Here is a 21,070-nt window from a genome sequence, read left to right as displayed (position 1 = left end):
GATGTCGGCTCATCACATCCTGGGGCTGAAGTCGGTCCCAAGGGTATGGCTGTTCGCCATTTAAAGTGGTACGCGAGCTGGGTTTAGAACGTCGTGAGACAGTTCGGTCCCTATCTGCCGTGGGCGTTTGAGAATTGAGAGGGGTTGCTCCTAGTACGAGAGGACCGGAGTGAACGAACCGCTGGTGTTCGGGTTGTCATGCCAATGGCATTGCCCGGTAGCTACGTTCGGAACTGATAAGCGCTGAAAGCATCTAAGCGCGAAGCAGGCCTCGAGATGAGTTCTCACTAGACTTTTAAAGTCTCTGAAGGGCCGTTGAAGACTACAACGTTGATAGGCAGGATGTGGAAGTGGTGTGAGCCATTAAGCTAACCTGTACTAATTACCCGTGAGGCTTAACCATACAACGCCAAACGCGTTTTATGACAGCGTAACAGACAGAAGTTAGTATACTAAAGTAGATTTTACGATTATCAGATTTCCAGATTTTAGTTAATTGCGAATGCGATTAACAACCAAATTTGCTTGGTGACAATAGCGTTTTGGACCCACCTGACTCCATGCCGAACTCAGTAGTGAAACGAAACAGCGCCGATGATAGTGTGGCATTTGCCATGTGAAAGTAGGACATCGCCAGGCTCCTAATTCAGTCGAAAGACTTTAAATTTAAAAATTAATAATAAGAAAATTGAAAAGAATTTTCTTGGTGACAATAGCGTTTTGGACCCACCTGACCCCATGCCGAACTCAGTAGTGAAACGAAACAGCGCCGATGATAGTGTGGCATTTGCCATGTGAAAGTAGGACATCGCCAGGATCCTAATTAAAGAAAGCCCGATTCGAAAGAATCGGGCTTTTTTGTGTTTAATGCTTTCTACTATATCGGATGTCAGAAAATAGATGTCTGATCACACAGATTGAAAGGTTCTCTTAAATTGCTTATTTCACCTCACGCTGAGATAATTAGGACGTAAAAGGCACTTTAGTGCTGAAAAGTCTCTGAATTGCCACTGTGGTGTATCTTTCAGATTAAGACATTGTTGAGTTTTTAGCGCTTGCTACTCTACTTTAAACTCCTTGCTTCCCTATCTTTGTTATGCGATAAAGCGCTTTATATTTGTAATACAATTAAGGTGTTTTGTGTCTCGTAAGAAAACAACAAAATCGAAAGGCTCATCAGGTTTAAACCGTAAGAATAGTGAAGCATTTATCAGCAAATTTTCAGCTCATCCAGATACACAAGTGTGCCCATCGGGTTTGATGTATAAAGTTGTAGAGGATGCGGCAGGTGACAAGCTTACAGAGTTTGATACTGTTGTTATTAATCAACGAATTATGCTCGCTGACGGTCATGTTATTGCCGATAGCTATAAAGCGGGTATGCCGGAGGTGTTTGCTTTATCGGAAGCGATTGAAGGCCTAAGAGAGGGGCTTTTGTTGATGAATATAGGATCTCGCTATGAATTTGTGATCCCTCCTGCGCTTGCGTGGGGTAAAAAGGGGAATGGTGGTAAAATTGGTGCAAATGCAGTGCTGCATTTTGATGTTCGCTTAATTCGTTTAGCCTAACTCGACACTGAGCTAGAAACGCGTTACCGTCTTGTATGGCTGATTAAGGATATTTATGGACGCATTTACTTCACGGGTTTACTTACTACGTCATGGCGAAATTGCAACTCCGGGCATTCTTTGTGGGCACGTTGATGTTGCTTTGTCAGATGTAGGCTATGAACAGATGCGTCTAGCAAGCGCAAAATTATCTCGCTTCGATGCTATTTATAGCTCTCCGCTAAAACGTTGTTCAACGCATGCAGAATTCTTAGCTCGTCAGCATACAATCAATGTGCAATATAACAATGCATTGAAAGAGTTTAATTTTGGTGACTGGGATGGCCAAGATTACCAACAACTTTGGCAACAAAATGGTAAACCTCATGTCGGTGATTTTTGGCAACATCCGTGGCAGGTTAAAGTGCCAAATGGTGAATTAATGGCTGACTTTTACGCGCGAGTCGAAGCATGGTGGCAGGCATTTTTAGTTTCGCTTACAGAGTCCAAACATACGCAATCATTAGTGATTAGCCACGCCGGTGTAATTAAACAAATCCTCGCTATTATTTGTCATATGCCTAAACAAACGAATACTCACCTTAATGTTTTTCATTTACCTTATGCAGGGTTAATAACGTTAGATGTATATATAGATGAACAAGGGCAAGCGTGGCCTAAAATAGTTTTTTAGCCATCTAGAGTGATATTCATTGAATTATTTACTTAGCCCGCCATAATATACCGAACTACCTCAAAATTTAGATTTCGGCGTTTTACAGGGGCTTTATATCAAGGCGTTACTTTGCAGCACGTTTATAAGTAACAACTTAGAAAGTAAGTTTTTGAACAACGCTCTGCGGGTTGGTATAAAGCGATTAATTCCGCGTTATTGATTTTAGGAAGGGAATAACCATTCTGTGTAATCAATTTCTTGCCTATATTGCTTTAATTCCAACAGAAACTCGCATCATGAGGTCGTTTAGGTATATCTATATGCTATGGAATGGGGTGAGATTCTCCAGCTGTTCCCGCAACTGTAATCCATGATGAACATGGTCAGCCAGATACTTAGCAACAACAATTAGTCTTATTATGCTAATACAGTAGAGTGTTTATCGATTTGAGCGATTTAATATTCAAACTAATTAGTATCATTGAGCGGGTCAACTCACGTTATCTACTGATATAGGTCAGTGCTTTCTGGTGCGTTGATAAAACTCGCCAAGAGAGTGTAATTTGCAATTAAAAAGCCAAGGCACAACCCCTTTAATTTCAGTATCTGATTTAAGCTGGGGAATTGCTGATAAAACAATTCTTAAATCAATCAATTTGCAGTTAAATGCAGGTCAATTCATTGGTTTGCTGGGGCCTAATGGTGCCGGTAAATCAAGTTTATTGCGTTGCTTATATCGCTATTTAAAACCACAACAAGGTGCAGTCTTTTTAGCTGGCGATAATATTTGGCAAATCAGTGCTGATGAATTCGCTAAAAATGTTGCAGTGGTTTTACAAGAGTCTCCTTCGCAATTTAATTTATCTGTTTTCGATGTAGTTAGTTTAGGTCTCACCCCACATAAAACCCTGTTTAGTGCGACTAATGCCGATGATAAAAAGCGTATTTATCAAGCAATCGAGCAGGTTGGTTTAAGTCATCACACACAGCAAAGCTTTGATTCACTTTCGGGTGGAGAAAAACAGCGTGCACTTATAGCCCGCTCAATTGTTCAGCAACCAAAGTTATTGATTATGGATGAGCCAACCAGCCATCTTGACGTTAAGTATCAAATTCAAATTATGGAGCTTGCTAAGTCACTTGATGTCACTGTGCTCGCTTCATTTCATGATTTAAATCTAGCTGCTAGCGTATGTGATGAGTTACTTGTTATCGATGAAGGTCAATTAATTACGCAAGGCACACCAAAAGAGGTGCTTACAGAGCAGCTGTTAAGTGATGTTTTTGGTGTTTGTGCAAGAGTGTCTGCTCATCCTCAGTCAACCTCGTTTGATGAGTACGTGCCACATATTACCTACTATTACGGCTATAACAGACAGGAGCATCAAGATGACTGATAGGGTGCGTTTTAGTCTCTGTGTATGCGTTGCACTTGTCAGTTGCTTTTTAGCACTCAGTTTTGGTGCCGCGAGTACATCAATGAGTGATGTGCTGCATAGTTTAATCAGCCAGGGCAGTGATGAATTTATCCAGCGTATTATTTTGCAACTGCGCATGCCACGTATGATATTGGCGTTTTTAGCTGGAGCTGGGCTCGCGCTTGCTGGGCTTATATTACAAACCGTAACGCGAAACCCGTTGGCAGACCCTTACTTATTTGGTATTTCTTCAGGTGCCTCATTTGGTGTGGTTTGCTTTATATCGCTTACCGGTGTGAGTTTTGGCTTTAGTATGTCGATTGCTGCATTTTTGGGCAGCTTACTCTCTATGTTTTTGTTGATTGGCATTGCTGGGCGTCGCCATGTAGGGCAAGTTGAAGCGATGTTATTGGCGGGGGTCGCACTGTCATTTCTGTTTAGTGCTTTAACCAGTTTATTACTTTATTTTAGCGATCCTCAAGCGATTACAGCTATCTTATTTTGGACTATGGGAAGTTTTTCACGTGCTGAGTGGGGAACGCTCTGGATCCCGCTCACCGTAATCATTGCGTGTATGACGTTAATGATCGCTTTTCGTCGTCAGTTAAACGCTATGTTACTTGGTGATGAAAGCGCGGCAACACTGGGGATTCATGCTCAACGTTTTCGTATTTTAATGTTACTGCTTAGTTCGTTAATTACTGCTGTTTTGGTCGCTATGTGTGGGGGGGTTGGCTTTGTTGGGCTTATGATCCCGCATATTGTCCGCTACTTTACGTCGCAAGGCTCAAGCCACAACCTTTTAATGACGAGCCTTGTTGGTGGTACATTTATGGTATGGGTCGATGTGCTTTGTCGTACTTTACTGACTAATCAAGAATTGCCTGTGGGTGTGATCACTGCGGCTATAGGCAGTGTGTTCTTTTTATCTTTACTTTATTTTCGTAAACAGCGCAGGTAGCCCATGTTTAATATCGCACCTCTTAACTCGCAGTATGCATCTGTAATTCAACAAAAAATAGATCTTAAAACCAAACCCTTAGGAGCGCTTGGTCAATTAGAAGAGTGCGCAAAAAAGTTGACACTCATTTTAAGTCAATCTCTTAACTCAGAGCACGCTGTAGATGAATTTAAACCTGTTATTAACGCGCCGACACTCGTCGTTTTTGCAGGTGACCATGGTGTTGCTAGCCAAGGGGTTTCGATTGCGCCAAGCAGTGTTACTTCACAAATGATTGCTAATTTTGCGCATGGTGGAGCGGCAATTAATGTATTTTGTCGTCAACTTGGATGGCAGCTAGAGATCGTTGATGCAGGCACTTTGTCAGAACAGCATCATATTAGTGTTCATAATCAACGTTTAGGGCATATTACTGAGTCAATAAATACCTCAATGGCGATGTCGCCAGCGCAAGTTGAACAAGGCTTTAAGTTTGCTAAGCAGCGTATGAATGCAATAAAAAATACAGGGTGTAATACCGTAGCATTCGGTGAAATGGGGATCGGTAACACAACCAGTGCGGCAGCATTAATGGCTGCTCTATTATCATTACCTGCCGCTCAATGTGTGGGTAAGGGCACGGGCGTAGCGGATGAGGTGGTAGCTAAAAAAATTGCGGTTGTTGAACAAGCTGTTAATTTGCATCAGGCACATCTAAACGATCCATTAATGACATTAGCGGCGCTGGGTGGCTTTGAAATAGTTCAAATAACAGGTGCTATTTTAGCCGCGGCAGAATTAGGCATGGTGGTGGTTATTGATGGCTTTATTTGCAGTGCCGCAGCATTGGTTGCGACACGTATAAACGCGCATGCACGTGATTATATGATTTTTGCTCACGCCTCAGATGAGCAAGGACATAAAGCCATGCTGGCAGCGTTAGACGCATCGCCATTATTAAACCTTAACTTGCGCTTAGGAGAGGGCAGTGGTGCCGCCTTGGCGTTACCATTATTACAATCATCGCTTGCATTTTATAACGAAATGGCAAGTTTTGCAGATGCACATGTTGAGCAGGTTGTTTAAGCAATGAATACACACAACCCACCGCCTTCTCAAAAGCAGCTATTATTGCTAGCTGTTAGTTTTTTAACACGTATACCTGTGACGCTTAATTTTGAGGTATCAACGAAGGCATTGAACCAAGCCAGTCGCTATTTTGCTTTGGTAGGGGTTCTTCTTGCGGGGATTTTAAGTTTAAGTTATCTCGTGTTTAGTTACTTTTTTCCTGCTTCAATTTCCGTGGCACTTGTTATGGCCTTAGGGTTAATTTTGACGGGGGCATTTCATGAAGATGGGTTAGCAGATGTGTGGGATGGCTTTGGTGGTGGCTGGAAAGTTGAAGATAAGCTGACCATTATGAAAGACAGCCGTTTAGGAACTTACGGAGCGGCTGCACTTATTATTGTGCTGCTTATTAAGTTTCAAAGTTTAGTTGTGTTGTCTGAGTCACTAAATTTGCTACTTATTGCGTTGCTATTAGGGCAGAGTTTAAGCCGAATTGTCGCAACGAGTTTAATTGCTGACATGGATTATGTTAGTCACGATGCAACCAGCAAAGTAAAACCCGTTGCGATGTACTTAAGCACCGAAAGTTACCAAATACTGCTTGCGACTGGCGGGGCAGTGATACTTTTCGCATGGTTATTTTCAGTGCTCAGTATTTGGCACATCTTCACTGTAATCCTTGTACTTACTATAACGCGTTTTATATTAATTCACTGGTTCAAAAAACAGTTATCAGGTTATACCGGAGACTGCCTAGGTGCCGCACAACAAATTGCTGAGCTGGCTGTATATTTAACCTTAGTGAGCATGTTATGAAGCAACCACATACCTTGATTTTAGGTGGCGCACGCAGTGGTAAAAGCCGCTTTGCAGAGCAACTAGCTAGCAATTCAGGCAAATCGATTATTTATCTTGCGACAGCCAATGCGGGCGATAATGAAATGGCTGAACGCATTGCTCGTCATCAATTAGAGCGCGATAGTCGTTGGCAAGTTATCGAAGAGCCACTGCAATTGGCTAAAGTGCTCAAAGAGCATGGCAAAGCAGACCGCTGTATTTTGGTTGATTGCTTAACACTTTGGCTGAGTAATTGTTTATGTCAGCACGGTGAAGCATATTGGCTAGAGCAAAAAGCAGCACTACTTGATGTGCTTAAAGAGTTTCCCTGCGAGGTTATTTTTGTTAGCAATGAAGTAGGCCATGGTATTGTGCCATTGGGTGAATTGAGCCGCCAGTTTGTTGATCATTCGGGTTGGTTACACCAATCGCTTGCCAAGCAGGTTGCTCGGGTTGAGTTTATTATTGCTGGCCTTGCACAAACATTAAAGAGGGAGCAATGATGAAAACCCTTATGGTGCAAGGCACGACATCTGATGCAGGTAAAAGCACTTTAGTGGCGGCATTGTGTCGCATTTTTGCTAAACGCGGCATTAAGGTTGCGCCTTTTAAGCCGCAAAACATGGCACTTAATAGTGCTGTAACCGCCGATGGAGGCGAGATAGGGCGTGCACAAGCACTGCAAGCAGTGGCAGCCAATGTGCCCGCTGAGGTTGATTTTAACCCTATTTTACTAAAACCAAATAGCGATACGGGTGCACAAGTTATTGTGCATGGGAAAGCGCTTTCGAATATGGAAGCCGGCAGTTACCACGATTATAAAAAGGTCGCTATGGACGCTGTACTCACCTCTCAAAAGCGCTTAAGCGAACGGTTTGAGCTATTAGTTGTTGAAGGCGCAGGCAGTCCAGCAGAAATTAATCTCAGAGAAAATGATATTGCTAACATGGGTTATGCTGAGGCTGTCGATTGCCCAGTGATCATTATTGCCGATATTGATAAAGGCGGGGTTTTTGCTCACCTGGTTGGGACGTTAGCGTTGTTATCTGAATCAGAGCAAGCGCGCGTAAAAGGGTTTGTAATAAATCGTTTTCGTGGTGATATAGCACTGTTACAAAGTGGTTTAGATTGGCTTGAGCAATACACGAATAAACCTGTATTGGGGGTTTTGCCATACTTACATGATTTAGCCTTAGATGCCGAAGATGCCGTGGCTATTGCTAATAAAGTTGCTGAGCCACAGTTACACATTGCTGTTCTTCTTTTACCTCATATTAGTAATCACACTGATTTCGATGTCCTCAGACTGCAACCAGAAATAGACCTTCACTATGTCCGTCATACACAATCGATTCCTGATGTTGATCTAATTATTATTCCAGGTAGTAAGAATGTGTTAAGCGATTTAGCCTTTCTAAAAAATGAAGGGTGGGACAAACAAATACACCGCCATCTTCGTTATTCAGGCAAAGTGCTGGGGATTTGTGGTGGCCTACAAATGTTAGGGATGCGAATTGCCGATCCTCATTCTGTCGAGTCTACATTAGGGGAAGCAAAAGGGTTGGGAATCGCTAATTTTGAAACTCAGTTAGGCCAACAAAAAGTGCTGACACAAGTAACTGGAATATTGCATTTAAACAGCAGCGAACAGCAAGTTTGTGGCTATGAAATACATGCCGGAATAAGTGAGGGCCCAGCGCTTGAACAGCCTTTTATAACGTTTGAACAGCATCCGAATGACTTTACCCATGACGGCTTTATTAGCGATGATAACCAAGTAGCAGGTACTTACTTACATGGGCTTTTTGATACACCTGATGCAGTAAATCAGTTGGTCAGATGGCTAGAGCCTGAGACGAAATTGACACCTATCGATCTTAATCAACACCGCGAACAGCAGTTAAATAGACTCGCAGACGTAGTGGAAAAACATATGGATATTGAGCAAATTATCAATATTTATGACACCTTTAGTAAGGAAAAATAATGAGCGAAAACAACCAAGATAAGCACCAACAGCGCCAACAAAAAGTAAAACAAAAAGTAGACGAGCGCATCGCCGCGGCTCAAAAAGAGCAAGGTATTTTTCAGGTCATTACAGGTAACGGGAAAGGAAAATCAACCTCAGGCTTTGGTACTGTAGCGCGTGCTGTGGGTCATGGCATGAAAGCAGCTGTTTGTCAGTTTATTAAAGGCACTTGGGAGTGCGGTGAACGTAATTTACTCGAAAAAGCAGGCGTCGAATTTGTCATTATGAATACGGGTTTCACTTGGGAGACTCAAAATAAAGACTCTGACACAGCGGCAGCGCAAGTGACATGGCAAGAAGCAAAACGAATGCTAAAAGATGAGTCTATTAATTTAGTGATGCTCGATGAAATCACTTATATGATTACCTATGGCTACATTGATTTAGATGAAGTCATTGCTGCAATTAGTTCGCGACCTGCAATGCAATCAGTGATTATTACAGGGCGAGGCGCGCACCGAAAACTCACAGAACTTGCAGACACCGTGAGTGAAGTACGTAACGTGAAGCATGCATTTGATGCTGGCATAAAGGCACAAAAAGGGTTTGATTACTAATATGAAAGCACTGACCTTTAGTTGCTTATGGGCATTGATGTGGTTGGCTCAGTTTTCTTACGCACATGAAATTAAAGAGCCTCAGCGTATCGTTGCTTTGGCTCCGCATATAGTCGAAAACCTGTTTGCAATTGGTGCTGGAGATCGGATCGTTGGAACCGTAGATTATGCCGATTACCCTGCACAAGCCAATGAAATTGAACGAGTGGGAGGTTACTATGGCATCAATATGGAAAGGCTCTTATCGCTGAAACCTGATCTTGTTCTTGCATGGAAGACCGGTAATAAAGCTGAAGATCTTGCTTACATTGAGAAATTAGGTATTCCGGTTGCTTACAGTAACCCAGACCAAGTGGATAATGTGGCTGATGAGTTACGTAAATTAGGTGAGTTAACCCATTTAAAAACGCGAGCCGATAGAGTCGCCACTGAGTTTGAGGTAAAGCTTGCTGCCATCCGTGCTTCACAGCAGGATAAACCCCCAGTGAGTGTGTTTTATCAGTTATGGCCAGAGCCGATGATGACGGTGGGTGGTAACACATGGATTAATCAGTTACTAACGATTTGCCATGCTGACAATGTATTTGCAAACAGTGAAACCGATTATCCGCGTATCAGCATTGAAAATGTGCTGGTAAGTAAACCCGAGGTGATTATTATCCCCGATGAAAAATCGAAAAAGCCGCAACCTCAAATAGATTGGCGACAATGGCCTGAATTACCGGCCGTTCAGCATAACCAATTTATAAGTGTTAACGCTGATTTATTACATCGCTTTACAACCCGCATGCTTGATGGCTTGAGCGAGATGTGTGGTAAAATAGACATTTCAAGAAAGCAAATACAGGCTTCAAAATGACCAACTGGCAAGATTTTTTAAAGGCTGAATTAGCCAAGCCCTATATGCAAGACACGCTAACCTACGTTGCTGATAAACGCGCTGCGGGTGTTGTAGTATTCCCACCTGAAGAACAGGTTTTCTCAGCCTTTAACGCCACTCCTTTAAACGATGTGAAAGTGGTTATTTTAGGGCAAGACCCTTATCACGGTGAAGGGCAGGCACATGGATTATGCTTTTCAGTGCAACCTGAGGTTAAAAAACTGCCACCTTCACTTAAAAACATCTATAAAGAACTGGCCACAGATATCGACGGATTCGAAATACCTGAGCATGGTTACTTACAAAGCTGGGCAGAGCAGGGCGTGTTTTTATTGAATACAGTACTGACCGTTGAGCAGGGAAACGCGCATTCACATAAGCACTTGGGATGGGAGCAGTTTACAGACCAAGTTATCGCACTGATCAATCAGCAATGTGAGGGAGTTGTGTTTGTTTTGTGGGGGGCACATGCACAAAAAAAAGGTAAACACATCGATACATCGCGCCATCATGTGATCCAAGGCCCACATCCTTCACCTTTGTCTGCACATCGAGGTTTTTTTGGGTGTAAGCACTTTTCAACGATTAATCAGCGACTGAGCGAACAGCATAAAACACCGATTAATTGGCACCTTCCTAAAATTTAATGCAAACAAAAGGCCCTTGCGGGCCTTGGTTTAAAAGTCTAGCTCATCAATCGCTATACTGTCTGTAAAGTAGTCTAACTCCTGTAGTTCTTTACGTAATCTGTGCTTGTCTTTCAAAGCTTCGATTTCGCGCCATTTTCTCTTTTTATTTTTTGTAGAGGTCTTTTTTGTTGTACTAGGACCTTCTAATATTTCTAAAATATCGTCTAGGCTATCCATGAACTTCTCCTATTGATTATTTTGAACCTCGGAAATACCTATACCACAGGCTAGACAAAAATAGAATAAAAAAGTGACGATATTGTTACGGAAATGTGATTGCTAGATGAATAGAACAAAATTTTGTATGGTATATAAACAAAAACGCCACCGAGAGCGGTGGCGTTCATTTACAATGATTTTTACAGATTACATTGCTTTAAAGCGTGCTTCTAATTCAAGCTGCGCTTCGGCAAAAGAGCGAATGCCCTCAGCTAGTTTTTCTGTCGCCATGGCATCTTGATTATGTAACCAACGGAACTCACTTTCAGTCAGTGGTGCTGGTTTTGGTTCAACGGTAAAGTCGCTTTCAAGTAAGTACTCTTGTGCGTCTGTAAGCTCACCAAGCTCTTCAAGTAATGCAGGACTGATTGTTAATTTATCACAACCAGTAAGCGCGATGATTTCACCCGTGTTACGGAAGCTTGCACCCATCACGACTGTTTTATAGTCATGGCGTTTGTAGAATTCATAAATACTACGAACAGACTGTACACCAGGATCTTGCATTGGATCAGTCGGTTTTTCCATACCATTCGCTACATGCCAGTCAAGAATACGGCCAACAAACGGTGAAATTAGAAATACATTGGCGTCGGCACAGGCACGTGCTTGCGCTTCTGAGAATAACAGCGTTAAGTTACACTTAGTGCCTTCTTTTTCTAATTGCTCGGCAGCTTTGATGCCTTCCCACGTTGATGCAACTTTAATAAGAATTTTATCTTTGCTTACCCCTTCTTTTTCGTAAAGGCTAAGTAAAGTATGTGCTTTATCAATCGTCGCTTGTGTATCGAAAGATAAACGCGCATCGACTTCTGTCGAGATATAACCCGGTACAATTTCGCTAATTTCTTTACCAATTAATACGGCAAAATAATCGCAAGCAAGTTCAAGTTGCTTGGCTGCATCTTGCTCTGTTTCTTTTGCGTATTGCCATGCCTTGTCTAGATAAGGTTTATACGCTTCAATTTCACTGGCTTTTAAAAGTAAAGATGGGTTAGTTGTTGCATCTTCTGGTTGGTGCTTTTTGATAGCTTCAATATCACCTGTATCTGCAACAATAGATGAATGCTGTTTAAGCCTTTGTAGTGCTGAAGTCATTTGCTTTCCTCATTCCAAGCAAGTTAAAAGAAAATCCATTATAGCCACCTTAATGCTGCAACACTATGACAGTGTTTAATAGGTCAAATGTCCTTAACTAAGAAAACTAAGGCATTAGATGTGAAAATGCAGCGAATTAAGGCGGGGTGAAACAAAACGTGCATTTTGATTCATTTAATGTTGAAATTGACATCAAACAAATTACAAGTCAATAGCTATCTATGATCACAGTTATTTCACCTGCAAAAAATTTAGATTATGAAACACCAGCCACGACTGACAAATTCACTCAGCCTGAATTACTCGAGCACAGCGAAGAGTTAATGTCAGTTTGCCGTGATTTAACCCCTGCTCAAATTGGCAGTTTAATGAAAATCAGCGATAAACTAGCCGGTTTAAATGCAGCGCGATTCGCACAGTGGTCACAGCCGTTTACAACAGAAAACGCAAAACAAGCCGTCCTTGCATTTAATGGAGATGTGTATGGTGGTTTAGATGCACAGTCGTTAACACACTCTGACTTAGATTATGCACAGTCTCACTTACGAATTTTATCTGGCCTTTACGGTGTGCTTAAGCCGCTCGATTTAATGCAAGCTTACCGCCTAGAAATGGGCACTAAGCTTGAAAATCCACGCGGTAAAAACTTGTATGAGTTTTGGGGGAGTGTGATAGCCGAAAAACTCAATACAGTCTTAGCAGAGCAAGACAGTAAGTACTTAGTAAACCTTGCTTCAAATGAGTATTTTAAAGCAGTTGATAAAAAAGCCTTAAATGCACAAATTATTACACCTCATTTTAAAGATTGTAAAAACGGCCAGTATAAAGTGATCAGCTTTTACGCGAAAAAAGCCCGCGGCATGATGGCGCGTTACATTATAGAGAATAAAATTACTCAATTGAGTGATTTAAAAGATTTCACAGTAGCGGGTTATTACTTCAGTAGCGATGCAACCGCGAAAGAGCTCGAACCTGTTTTTCTGCGAGAAGAACAGCACTAGAAAAAGAGCCTACTTTAGTGTGTTAAAAGCCGTGCGATGCACGGCTTTTTTTATGGTTTTTATTTGTCTGATTAAACATGGCGTTCATTTTGCAAATTACCGAGTTAGTTAATATAAGATAACAAGGTATAAACATGCTAAAAATTCCATCCGTTAGTGAAGCTGAAAAGCTCATTGAAGAGAAGCTTGGTGGTTGGATTGATATTGTTATAAGTCATATTCCTAACTTCATCGTCGCAATCATAATAACCATTTTATTTTCGCTTTTAGCGCGAGTGTGTGGCTCAATGCTGCGTAAAATCTTACGTCGCTCTTTGGAATCAACGCAAATTGCTGATTTGATGTCGTCTATTGCAAAAGTGGTTATTCTTTGTGTAGGGCTGTTTGTTGCGCTCGATTTTTTAGGCCTCAGAGGCACCGTGACTTCATTACTCGCAGGTGCTGGTATTGTTGGTCTTGCTATCGGTTTTGCTTTTCAGGATATGACCGAAAACTTAATCGCAGGTATTGCCATGGGTATCCGTAAACCCTTTAAAGCAGGTGATGTCATTCGAACGGAAAGTGTATTTGGTACAGTGCGCGCGATTAACCTCAGAAACACCCTTATCGAGAATTTTTATGGACAACTAATTCTCGTACCTAATAAAATTTTATTTAGAAACATACTTAGTAATTACAGTACGTTAGGCATTCGACGTATTGAGGTGCCTGTGGGTATTTCGTATGCCGATGACCCAGAGCAAGCTGCAGAGGTTATCGTTAAAAAAATCAATGAATTTGATTTTGTGATCAAGCAAGAAGAGACCGCCGTGTACGCCGAAAGCTTTGGCGATAGCAGCGTTAATTTACTGGTGTGGTTTTGGATTAAATACCCCGGTGAAGCTGATTTTATGACTGTACGCCACAAGGCTGTTGTGGCTGTTAGAAACGCCTTAAGCGAAGCTGATATGACCATTCCATTCCCAATCCGCACGTTAGATTTTGGTATTAAAGGCGGCGAGAAATTAAACACCATGATCAGCGAAAAACAGCCCGATAAGGCCGCGGATGCAAAGCCAGCCGATATGTAAAATTTACTGACTCACCGGCGTGATTTACACAGGGAAGTGTACGTGAGCGGGTGGTTGTTTCCGTTTTATTCTCAGTCTAACCAAGCCAAACCGATTCTGCCCCAAAGTGAGTTAACGTAATTACTCTATAGGTTGGCTTTGAGCTATTAGATACAGTCTTATTCATCTAATGATATTGGCGCTACCCCATAATCTGATATTCCACTAATTTTTTGAGCGACAAGTGTATTTTCTTTTTCTGAATACCTTTAGTGTCAATAAAAATATTATAGTTGGCAATGCATTACGTTATTTGTTAAAAATAGATTCATTAATACATGCGCGTAACATCGGCACAAAGATGCGCGACGAGCGCACTATAAAATGTTATATACCTAGGGATAGACTGAGTTAAATGGATGCATTGAGCAAGCTTCAAGAAAAAAATAAAATCCACTCTAAGCATCAGCGTAGTACTAGCTGGAACACGGTTTGGATGTTTTGTCTATTGAGCCCTTTGCTATTTAGCTATGGCTACGAATTTTATTTTTCAGTTATACAAAATACTGAATTCGAGTCAATTCACCCAGCTATAGTTTCAGTCGGCTCGCTAGGCTTTGGTTTGCCGTTAGCAGCTATGGGCGATCTAATGCTTTTTAAGCGCGTCATAAAGTTGCTTTTGCTAATTGCTGCAGAATCATGGTTCATTTGGTTTTGGGTTGTTTCTGAATTATCTTGGTTAGCGTTTTTGCCACTCATTCCTGCTTTTGTTATGTTGCAAATTCAGTTACCCAAAATAAAGGCTGGTGAGTAAACGGTACATACAAGCTGTTTAAAATGGACGCTTTACTGCTTGGCTGGCGCTCATTCTTCGCTAATTATAGCCAAGCGTAAACCGACAATTAACAGGGCGTTTTGCTCTATAGAAATATTTATGTGAAATTCATCTAATAGCCGACGACCTAAAACGTTTCTGTCCAAATATGCGTTATACTCAACGTCTGCTCACACTCAATGATGGCCTTAAGACCGCTAATGGGACGTATGCGAAATTCGGCTGTGAGCGATAAGCGGAAGCTACCTTAATGATTTCCTATCGTGTTTCACAGAATAACAGTATCAAGGATTGTTACACACTCAATGAAAACGTTTTTTAAATATCTAGCAATATTACTTGTGCTTTTTATTGGCTTTAATTATGTCAAAGAATCATTTAGGGAATATGGAATCGTCAATGTATCGAACTCCAAGCTTTGCATTCCAAAATCCTACGAACTCATAGTCAATGTACCTTATCTTTGGTTTATTGATGATGAAGATCTAGATGAAAATGCCGCTGGTGGTCTTTATAAAATATCAGCACAAGAAGTAGCTGACTCAATTACTGGTTATACTTATAGTCATATAAATCAATACAACGTTGATTTAAAACATGAAATAACAGGGATCATTTGGGGGCTAAATCAAATAGGAAAACCAAATGGTGTCGCAGAAGCTGCATGGAATGTCCAAACAGAAAAAACTGAGCCAGCAGTAGATTTTAATGAAAGCTTAAATTTATATGAAATAGGCGACAGAAGATTTATTGATACGTGGTGGAGTTTAGCTAAAACCCCGCCTAATCCGCGTCTAGATGCAATGCCTGATGATTGGTTTATTGGAAGCTGTATTGGCAAGAAGCCTATGAACTTTAGATGCAAAAGAAGCTTCATATATAAAGAGTTTTACTTTACTTATGACGTTCAGGCGCACGACCTGCATTTAATACCTCAGATTGAAAGCTTCCTTCAAGTTAAGTTCGAAGAATGGGAATCATACTGTAAAGCATGAGTCAGTGAGCGACAGCTAATGGCACAGACTGTGTGAAAACTAATTTTTAATAAATTGTCTTGGGTATGTTCTTAGTTTGAAACCATTTAAGATGGTTGCGATCGATTTTTTCTCAGTATCGCAATTTTCTCCGCGCGAGCGAAACTGCTATGGCAACGCTACTCTAATTGCTTTACTTAGGCCGTTAACTCCCATAATTGTTATCATTCTTCTGAAGTTGTAAGCTAGGACATGAAGACTTATTTCTGTCCCCACGCTTTTTAAACCTCGTGTTAGTAAGTGGGTAGCTCCCATCCAGAGTTTAATTGTGCCAAAGGGGTGCTCAACAGTTTGCTTGCGATGAAGCATCAATTCAGGTTCATTCTTTAGCTTTTGAAGCATTTCTTCTGTCAGAATCTCATGCACCCACCGCCTTATTCGCCTAGGGTCTTTTTTAGAGTTAGTGCACTGACTTCTTATTTTACAATCTCGACAAGCAATGTGATTGAAGTAAACATCAAGGTATTTACCTTGCTCAAATACCTGCATTCGATTTTGAAGTTCATTACCAGCGGGGCATAAGTAAATATCTTTATTTGCATCGTATTTGAAGAGTGAGCGGTTAAATATCCCTTTCTTTTCAGAGGACGATGTATCCGTCTTGGGCATGATTGGCTCTGCACCCAAATCGATAGTATCTTTTATATCGGGCTGACTGAAGTAACCTTTATCTGCTAATACCCTTATATCTTCCTTGCGCAATGCTTTTTGTGCGAGTTTTGTCATTGACGCAAGCTGGCCTCTATCTGGCACGTTGGTCACCTCATGCGCCACTATAAGGTGGTGCTTGGTATCAACCGCACTTTGCACGTTATAACTCACAACTCTTGTAAAACCTTGAGTTTTCATTAAACGTGAATCAGGATCAGTAGTGGATATTTGCTTGTCAGGATGAGCTTCAACTTGTTCTTTAATCTCGTGTAGTTTTTTTAACTGGCTGCGAAAGTCAGCTAGCCTATCTTTTGTGGCTTTAATTTTTGTGACGTTAGCTTGCTCTTTATCGGCTTCATCAAGTAATTCAAGGTAACGTTCAATGTTCTTTTCGACTCGGTCGATGTGGAATTTAACTTTGCTTGGCGTAAAATTATTGCCTTTGTTGTTGCTAGCTTTAAACTTACTACCATCGATGGCAACAACTGGTTTCTCAAACATATTCAGACGACGGCAGACTTCAACAAACGTTTTGCACACATTTTTTATACCATCTCCGTTGTCTTTTCTAAAATCAGCAATCGTTTTAAAGTCGGGTGCCAACTTACCAAGTAGCCACATCAGTTCAATATTGCGTTGGCATTCGGTTTCTAATCGGCGGGATGATTGAATACGGTTGAGGTAACCATAAAGATACAGTTTTAATAATGTGGCTGGATGATACTTAGGGCGGCCTGTGGACTTTAAAGTTAATCCTTTAAACCCCAATTCAGCTAGATTTAGTTCCTCAATGAAAACATCAATCACTCTGACCGTATTATCTTCACTGACGTAATCTTCCAACGATTCTGGAAATAACGTTGATTGGTCACGACTTTCACCGCTTATAAACTTTGACATACTGCCTCAACCCTCAACTGAATCAATAGTCTAATTATATAAATATCAGTATATTAAGTGAACTAAATGTATAGATTAATAGATCATAAGCAGAACATACTTAGACCAAAAGGTGATCAGAGTTTTCACACAGTCTGGGCACAGAGCCGTCCTTCTGTTATGAAATGCTTTTGTCCAAAATTGGCTTGAACTACCATCTGCTGTTTACTCAAAAATGGTTGGTATTGGTTACTTATAAGTAACCGCGCCTCGCGCGAAATAAATTTACGCCTACGCTGAGCTATTCTTGACTTGGCGCTTAAAACTTAAGGCTTACAGCGAGGCTTACTTTGCTGGGTTTCGCTGCGCTCTTATCTTCACACAAAATCAACTGAGAGAGGGTGGCTTAAGCTCAACATCAAAAAAGCGCAATCAGTCAAACTGGTTGCGCTTTTTGCTTATTCGCTGTGTGAGCGATTAGTGTAAGATACGAGCTCTGATTGTACCTTCAACTGCACTTAGTTCTTTAAGTGCGACTTCTGAATGGTCTGTGTCTACATCAATTACTACGTAACCAATCGCTTCGTCAGTTTGTAAGTACTGTGCTGCGATATTGATACCGTGCTGTGCAAACGCTTGGTTAATTTGCGTTAACACGCCGGGTCTATTTTGGTGTACGTGCAATAAGCGACTGCGGTTAGCGAGTTCAGGCAGCGATACTTCAGGGAAGTTCACGGCTGTAATTGTTGACCCATTATCTGAGTACTTAGCAAGTTTACCCGCAACTTCAATACCTATGTTCTCTTGTGCTTCTTGCGTTGAGCCACCAATGTGTGGGGTCAAAATAACGTTATCAAAACCACGCAGAGGTGAAACAAATTCTTCGTCATTCGATTTTGGTTCAACAGGGAATACGTCGATGGCAGCACCGCTTAGCTTTTTCTCGCTCAGTGCTTCTGCAAGCGCATCAATATCAACCACTGTACCGCGTGAGGCATTGATTAAAATCGCGCCTTGCTTCATGACTTCAAGCTCAGCCATGCCAATTAGATTTTTAGTTTGCGGCGTTTCTGGTACGTGTAAGCTAATTACATCGGCACGTTGCAATAACTGGGTAAGGTTATGTACTTGTGTCGCATTACCAAGCGATAGTTTGTCTTCGATATCAAAGAACTCTACGTTCATACCGATGTTTTCAGCCATGATACCGAGTTGTGTACCAATGTGGCCGTAACCAACAATACCTAACGTTTTACCGCGGGCTTCAAATGAACCGTTGGCTGATTTTAACCAACCACCGCGATGAGCGAGGGCGTTACGCTGTGGAATACCACGAAGAAGTAATAAGATTTCACCAAGCACTAACTCTGCAACAGAGCGCGTGTTTGAGAATGGTGCGTTGAATACAGCAATACCACGCTCACGTGCAGCTTGCAGATCAACTTGATTTGTACCGATACAGAAGCAGCCTACTGCAACAAGCTTTTCAGCTGCTTCTAATACCGCTTGATTAATATGAGTACGAGAACGAAGGCCAACAAAGTGCACATCTTTAATGCGCTCAATGAGCTCGTCTTCAGGTAAGGACGTTTTCACGTAGTCAATGTTACTGTAACCATTACGCTTTAGCGTTTCTACAGCACTTTGGTGCACGCCTTCCAGCAAGAGAATTTTAATTTTGTCTTTTGCTAACGATACCTTACTCATATCCTCATTCCTATTTACTTGATTTTCGGCCCATTTTTGGTGCCGATAATAACTTTGTCTGCACCGCGATGGGCAAACAAGCCGTTTGTGACTACCCCAACAATCTGATTGATTGTTAGCTCTAATTCTTTGGCATTGCTGATATCAAGGTTATGCACATCTAAAATGATGTTGCCGTTGTCTGTCACTACACCTTGGCGGTACACTGGATCACCCCCAAGTTTTACGAGTTCACGAGCAACGTAGCTGCGAGCCATTGGGATTACTTCAACTGGCAGTGGGAATGCCCCTAATGTCTCAACTTCTTTTGATTCATCAACAATACATACAAATTGTTTTGCTACCGCAGAGACTATTTTCTCGCGTGTTAGCGCTGCGCCACCGCCTTTAATCATTTCGTTGTGTGGGTTGATTTCATCAGCGCCATCAACATAAACATCAAGGCTTTGCACATCATTAAGCTCAAATACTTCAATACCAAGTGCTTTTAACTTTTCAGTTGAAGCTTCTGAACTTGAAACAGCACCCACAAGGGTGTCTTTTACCGTGTCTAGTGCATCAATAAAATGATTTACTGTTGAACCTGTGCCAACACCAACAATGGTGTTTTCTTTTACAAATTCGAGTGCTGCCCAGGCAGCGGCTTTTTTTAATTCATCTTGCGTCATAATTATGTGCTCAGTTGGCTGTCAGAGAGATACTTATTTAAGTGTTCATAGTATACAGAGAGAAGTGCTACCATTGGTAGATTTTCTCTGGGGTGATGATGTGTTTTAGCGGAACATCCCAAGATTCTATTGGTAAAGAAGGCACATGCTGACATTGATGCGCCAGACCGATTAATATCGGCTTTTGCCAGTTCTCTTGGTAGTATCGTGCTAATGTTTTGTCATAAAACCCACCGCCCATACCTAAACGGTTACCTTGATCATCAAATGCCACGAGTGGCATTAATAAAATATCAAGCTTGTCTAAAGGACATATTTGACTGCAATTCAACTTGGGCTCCAAGATACCATAGCGATTTGCAGTCATGGGTGAATTTTCTTCATACCTTTGAAAGTACAAAGTAGTGCCATTAAACGGGTGGATTATAGGCAAGTAAAGGGGCGATTTTTTGTGCCATAATTCTTTAATTAACAATGAGGTATCTAGTTCTCCATCATTGCTAAAATAAATGCCTATACGGGGGTTTTGGGATGTATTTAATGATTTTAGGTGTTGAGTAAAATTCATTTTCAGCGCAATTGCTGCATTTTTTTGTTGCTCTTTGCTAAGAGAATTACGCTTTTTGCGAATAGATTGTCTTATTTCTGCTCGTATGTTGCTCATGTCAATATGTATATTAACTTTCTAAAAATGAGAATAGATCAGGAAACAGTTCCACAATACCCAGCGCAATTAACAACACAACCACCATGGCAATCAATGAATAGAGCAGGGTGTTTGAACGCTTTTTAACAGGTTCGCAAAATGCTTCTTCATCAAGCAAATCTTCTTCTTGCCAGTTATCAGTGCTGCTTAGTTCACTGCTGTTTTCAAGTTCAGGGAGCCGTTGCTCAAGGTCGTCTAGCTTTTCTTCTAAGCGAATGAGACTACTGGTTATGTAGTCAAGCGCATCAAAAATACGCTCATCACGTTGCTTTGCGTCAAGGCCAATACTCGCAGGCTGCTGACTAACTGGTTGTAATTTAGCTTTTATGCCAACACTGGCCAGTAGTTTAGCTTGCTTAAGTGCTTTTTCTTGATCGCTCGGAGCAAACAAAGGTTTGTGCTCAAAAAGCCCTGCAACTTTGTCTGTGCTGGTTTTTAATTTTGCGGCAAGTTGCTCAGTCGCTTGTGTTTGATCTATGCCTGATTCAAGCCCGGCAAACATCACACGAAATTTTTCTGCCATGCTGTGATTTCCAAATCTCTAGAGTGTATGGCTGAAAGTATAAACCTAAATAGATCAA

At 41.4% G+C, this 21,070-nt stretch carries 22 protein-coding genes, 3 rRNA genes and 1 riboswitch (1 of these 26 only partly in view); of the genes, 18 read left to right on the top strand and 7 right to left on the bottom strand.

Translation table 11 applies throughout. The annotated features are described in order from the left end of the window. The 14 genes from IT970_RS12065 to ung all read left to right on the top strand — a co-directional run. Positions 1-403 (top strand): 23S ribosomal RNA (locus tag IT970_RS12065) (it extends 2,482 nt beyond the left edge of the window). Between the two features lie 121 nt (positions 404-524). After that, a 5S ribosomal RNA gene (gene rrf / locus IT970_RS12060) occupies positions 525-639 on the top strand. A gap of 63 nt (positions 640-702) precedes the next feature. Beyond that, a 5S ribosomal RNA gene (gene rrf, locus IT970_RS12055) occupies positions 703-817 on the top strand. Between the two features lie 323 nt (positions 818-1,140). Then, on the top strand, positions 1,141-1,569 hold the full coding sequence (locus tag IT970_RS12050) for an FKBP-type peptidyl-prolyl cis-trans isomerase (RefSeq protein ID WP_065978673.1): 429 nt from the start codon (positions 1,141-1,143) through the stop codon (positions 1,567-1,569). A 55-nt stretch (positions 1,570-1,624) separates the two neighbouring features. Further along, positions 1,625-2,242: a histidine phosphatase family protein gene (locus IT970_RS12045; protein ID WP_074989058.1), complete on the top strand. Its 618-nt coding sequence runs from the start codon at positions 1,625-1,627 to the stop codon at positions 2,240-2,242. 309 nt (positions 2,243-2,551) lie between these two features. Continuing rightward, positions 2,552-2,619: riboswitch (cobalamin riboswitch) on the top strand. A 168-nt stretch (positions 2,620-2,787) separates the two neighbouring features. Then, positions 2,788-3,621 carry an ABC transporter ATP-binding protein gene (locus IT970_RS12040; protein ID WP_036966375.1) on the top strand — a complete coding sequence of 278 codons (834 nt, stop codon included), beginning with the start codon at positions 2,788-2,790 and terminating at the stop codon, positions 3,619-3,621. Next, positions 3,614-4,603 (top strand): FecCD family ABC transporter permease, encoded by a 990-nt coding sequence (locus IT970_RS12035; RefSeq protein WP_074989056.1) that lies wholly within the window; start codon positions 3,614-3,616, stop codon positions 4,601-4,603. Before IT970_RS12040 ends, IT970_RS12035 begins: the two co-directional genes overlap by 8 nt. Before the next feature lie 3 nt (positions 4,604-4,606). Beyond that, positions 4,607-5,668, top strand: coding sequence for a nicotinate-nucleotide--dimethylbenzimidazole phosphoribosyltransferase (gene cobT, locus IT970_RS12030; RefSeq protein WP_196857368.1), 1,062 nt, complete (start codon positions 4,607-4,609; stop codon positions 5,666-5,668). Positions 5,669-5,671: 3 nt separating this feature from the next. Then, on the top strand, positions 5,672-6,466 hold the full coding sequence (locus tag IT970_RS12025) for an adenosylcobinamide-GDP ribazoletransferase (protein WP_196857367.1): 795 nt from the start codon (positions 5,672-5,674) through the stop codon (positions 6,464-6,466). Next, on the top strand, positions 6,463-6,990 hold the full coding sequence (cobU, locus tag IT970_RS12020) for a bifunctional adenosylcobinamide kinase/adenosylcobinamide-phosphate guanylyltransferase (protein WP_118844583.1): 528 nt from the start codon (positions 6,463-6,465) through the stop codon (positions 6,988-6,990). The genes IT970_RS12025 and cobU overlap by 4 nt, the downstream gene beginning before the upstream one ends. Further along, entirely contained in the window at positions 6,990-8,474 is a 1,485-nt protein-coding gene (locus tag IT970_RS12015; RefSeq protein WP_196857793.1) for a cobyric acid synthase, read from the top strand. Before cobU ends, IT970_RS12015 begins: the two co-directional genes overlap by 1 nt. Next, entirely contained in the window at positions 8,474-9,073 is a 600-nt protein-coding gene (cobO, locus tag IT970_RS12010; RefSeq protein WP_036966385.1) for a cob(I)yrinic acid a,c-diamide adenosyltransferase, read from the top strand. The genes IT970_RS12015 and cobO overlap by 1 nt, the downstream gene beginning before the upstream one ends. A gap of 37 nt (positions 9,074-9,110) precedes the next feature. Then, positions 9,111-9,932, top strand: a complete 822-nt coding sequence (locus IT970_RS12005) for a cobalamin-binding protein (protein ID WP_231387333.1) — start codon at positions 9,111-9,113, stop codon at positions 9,930-9,932. Next, positions 9,929-10,600 carry a uracil-DNA glycosylase gene (gene ung / locus IT970_RS12000; protein WP_036966388.1) on the top strand — a complete coding sequence of 224 codons (672 nt, stop codon included), beginning with the start codon at positions 9,929-9,931 and terminating at the stop codon, positions 10,598-10,600. The genes IT970_RS12005 and ung overlap by 4 nt, the downstream gene beginning before the upstream one ends. Before the next feature lie 30 nt (positions 10,601-10,630). Here ung and IT970_RS11995 read toward each other — a convergent pair whose 3' ends face one another. Together IT970_RS11995 and tal are read right to left on the bottom strand one after the other, a co-directional pair. After that, positions 10,631-10,819 (bottom strand): DUF3545 family protein, encoded by a 189-nt coding sequence (locus IT970_RS11995; RefSeq protein WP_036966391.1) that lies wholly within the window; start codon positions 10,817-10,819, stop codon positions 10,631-10,633. 189 nt (positions 10,820-11,008) lie between these two features. Beyond that, on the bottom strand, positions 11,009-11,959 hold the full coding sequence (gene tal / locus IT970_RS11990) for a transaldolase (RefSeq protein WP_036966394.1): 951 nt from the start codon (positions 11,957-11,959) through the stop codon (positions 11,009-11,011). Positions 11,960-12,180: 221 nt separating this feature from the next. Between tal and yaaA the strand changes: the two genes are divergently transcribed. The 4 genes from yaaA (at position 12,181) to IT970_RS11970 (ending at position 15,839) form a co-directional block, all read left to right on the top strand. Further along, a complete protein-coding gene (gene yaaA, locus IT970_RS11985) occupies positions 12,181-12,960 on the top strand; it encodes a peroxide stress protein YaaA (protein ID WP_036966396.1) in 780 nt (259 codons plus the stop codon). A gap of 134 nt (positions 12,961-13,094) precedes the next feature. Beyond that, positions 13,095-14,030, top strand: a complete 936-nt coding sequence (locus IT970_RS11980; protein WP_196857366.1) for a mechanosensitive ion channel family protein — start codon at positions 13,095-13,097, stop codon at positions 14,028-14,030. A 394-nt stretch (positions 14,031-14,424) separates the two neighbouring features. Beyond that, positions 14,425-14,823 carry a hypothetical protein gene (locus tag IT970_RS11975; RefSeq protein ID WP_036966403.1) on the top strand — a complete coding sequence of 133 codons (399 nt, stop codon included), beginning with the start codon at positions 14,425-14,427 and terminating at the stop codon, positions 14,821-14,823. A 326-nt stretch (positions 14,824-15,149) separates the two neighbouring features. After that, positions 15,150-15,839 carry a hypothetical protein gene (locus tag IT970_RS11970; RefSeq protein ID WP_196857365.1) on the top strand — a complete coding sequence of 230 codons (690 nt, stop codon included), beginning with the start codon at positions 15,150-15,152 and terminating at the stop codon, positions 15,837-15,839. A 147-nt stretch (positions 15,840-15,986) separates the two neighbouring features. On the opposite strand, the gene IT970_RS11965 is transcribed toward IT970_RS11970, so the two are convergent. The 5 genes from IT970_RS11965 to IT970_RS11945 all read right to left on the bottom strand — a co-directional run bounded on the left by IT970_RS11965 (position 15,987) and on the right by IT970_RS11945 (position 21,012). After that, positions 15,987-17,429 (bottom strand): IS1182 family transposase, encoded by a 1,443-nt coding sequence (locus IT970_RS11965; protein WP_069439015.1) that lies wholly within the window; start codon positions 17,427-17,429, stop codon positions 15,987-15,989. Between the two features lie 456 nt (positions 17,430-17,885). Then, positions 17,886-19,115 (bottom strand): phosphoglycerate dehydrogenase, encoded by a 1,230-nt coding sequence (gene serA, locus IT970_RS11960; protein WP_036966411.1) that lies wholly within the window; start codon positions 19,113-19,115, stop codon positions 17,886-17,888. A gap of 14 nt (positions 19,116-19,129) precedes the next feature. Then, positions 19,130-19,783 carry a ribose-5-phosphate isomerase RpiA gene (rpiA, locus tag IT970_RS11955; RefSeq protein ID WP_196857364.1) on the bottom strand — a complete coding sequence of 218 codons (654 nt, stop codon included), beginning with the start codon at positions 19,781-19,783 and terminating at the stop codon, positions 19,130-19,132. Positions 19,784-19,850: 67 nt separating this feature from the next. After that, entirely contained in the window at positions 19,851-20,447 is a 597-nt protein-coding gene (locus IT970_RS11950; protein WP_196857363.1) for a 5-formyltetrahydrofolate cyclo-ligase, read from the bottom strand. A gap of 13 nt (positions 20,448-20,460) precedes the next feature. Then, on the bottom strand, positions 20,461-21,012 hold the full coding sequence (locus IT970_RS11945; protein WP_196857362.1) for a hypothetical protein: 552 nt from the start codon (positions 21,010-21,012) through the stop codon (positions 20,461-20,463). Between the last annotated feature and the right edge of the window lie 58 nt (positions 21,013-21,070).

It is taken from the genome of Pseudoalteromonas sp. A41-2 (assembly GCF_015767615.1).
Taxonomy (GTDB): Bacteria; Pseudomonadota; Gammaproteobacteria; order Enterobacterales; family Alteromonadaceae; genus Pseudoalteromonas; species Pseudoalteromonas lipolytica.
The sequence above is the reverse complement of the archived record's forward strand: the minus strand, read 5'-3'. Positions and strand labels throughout refer to the sequence as shown.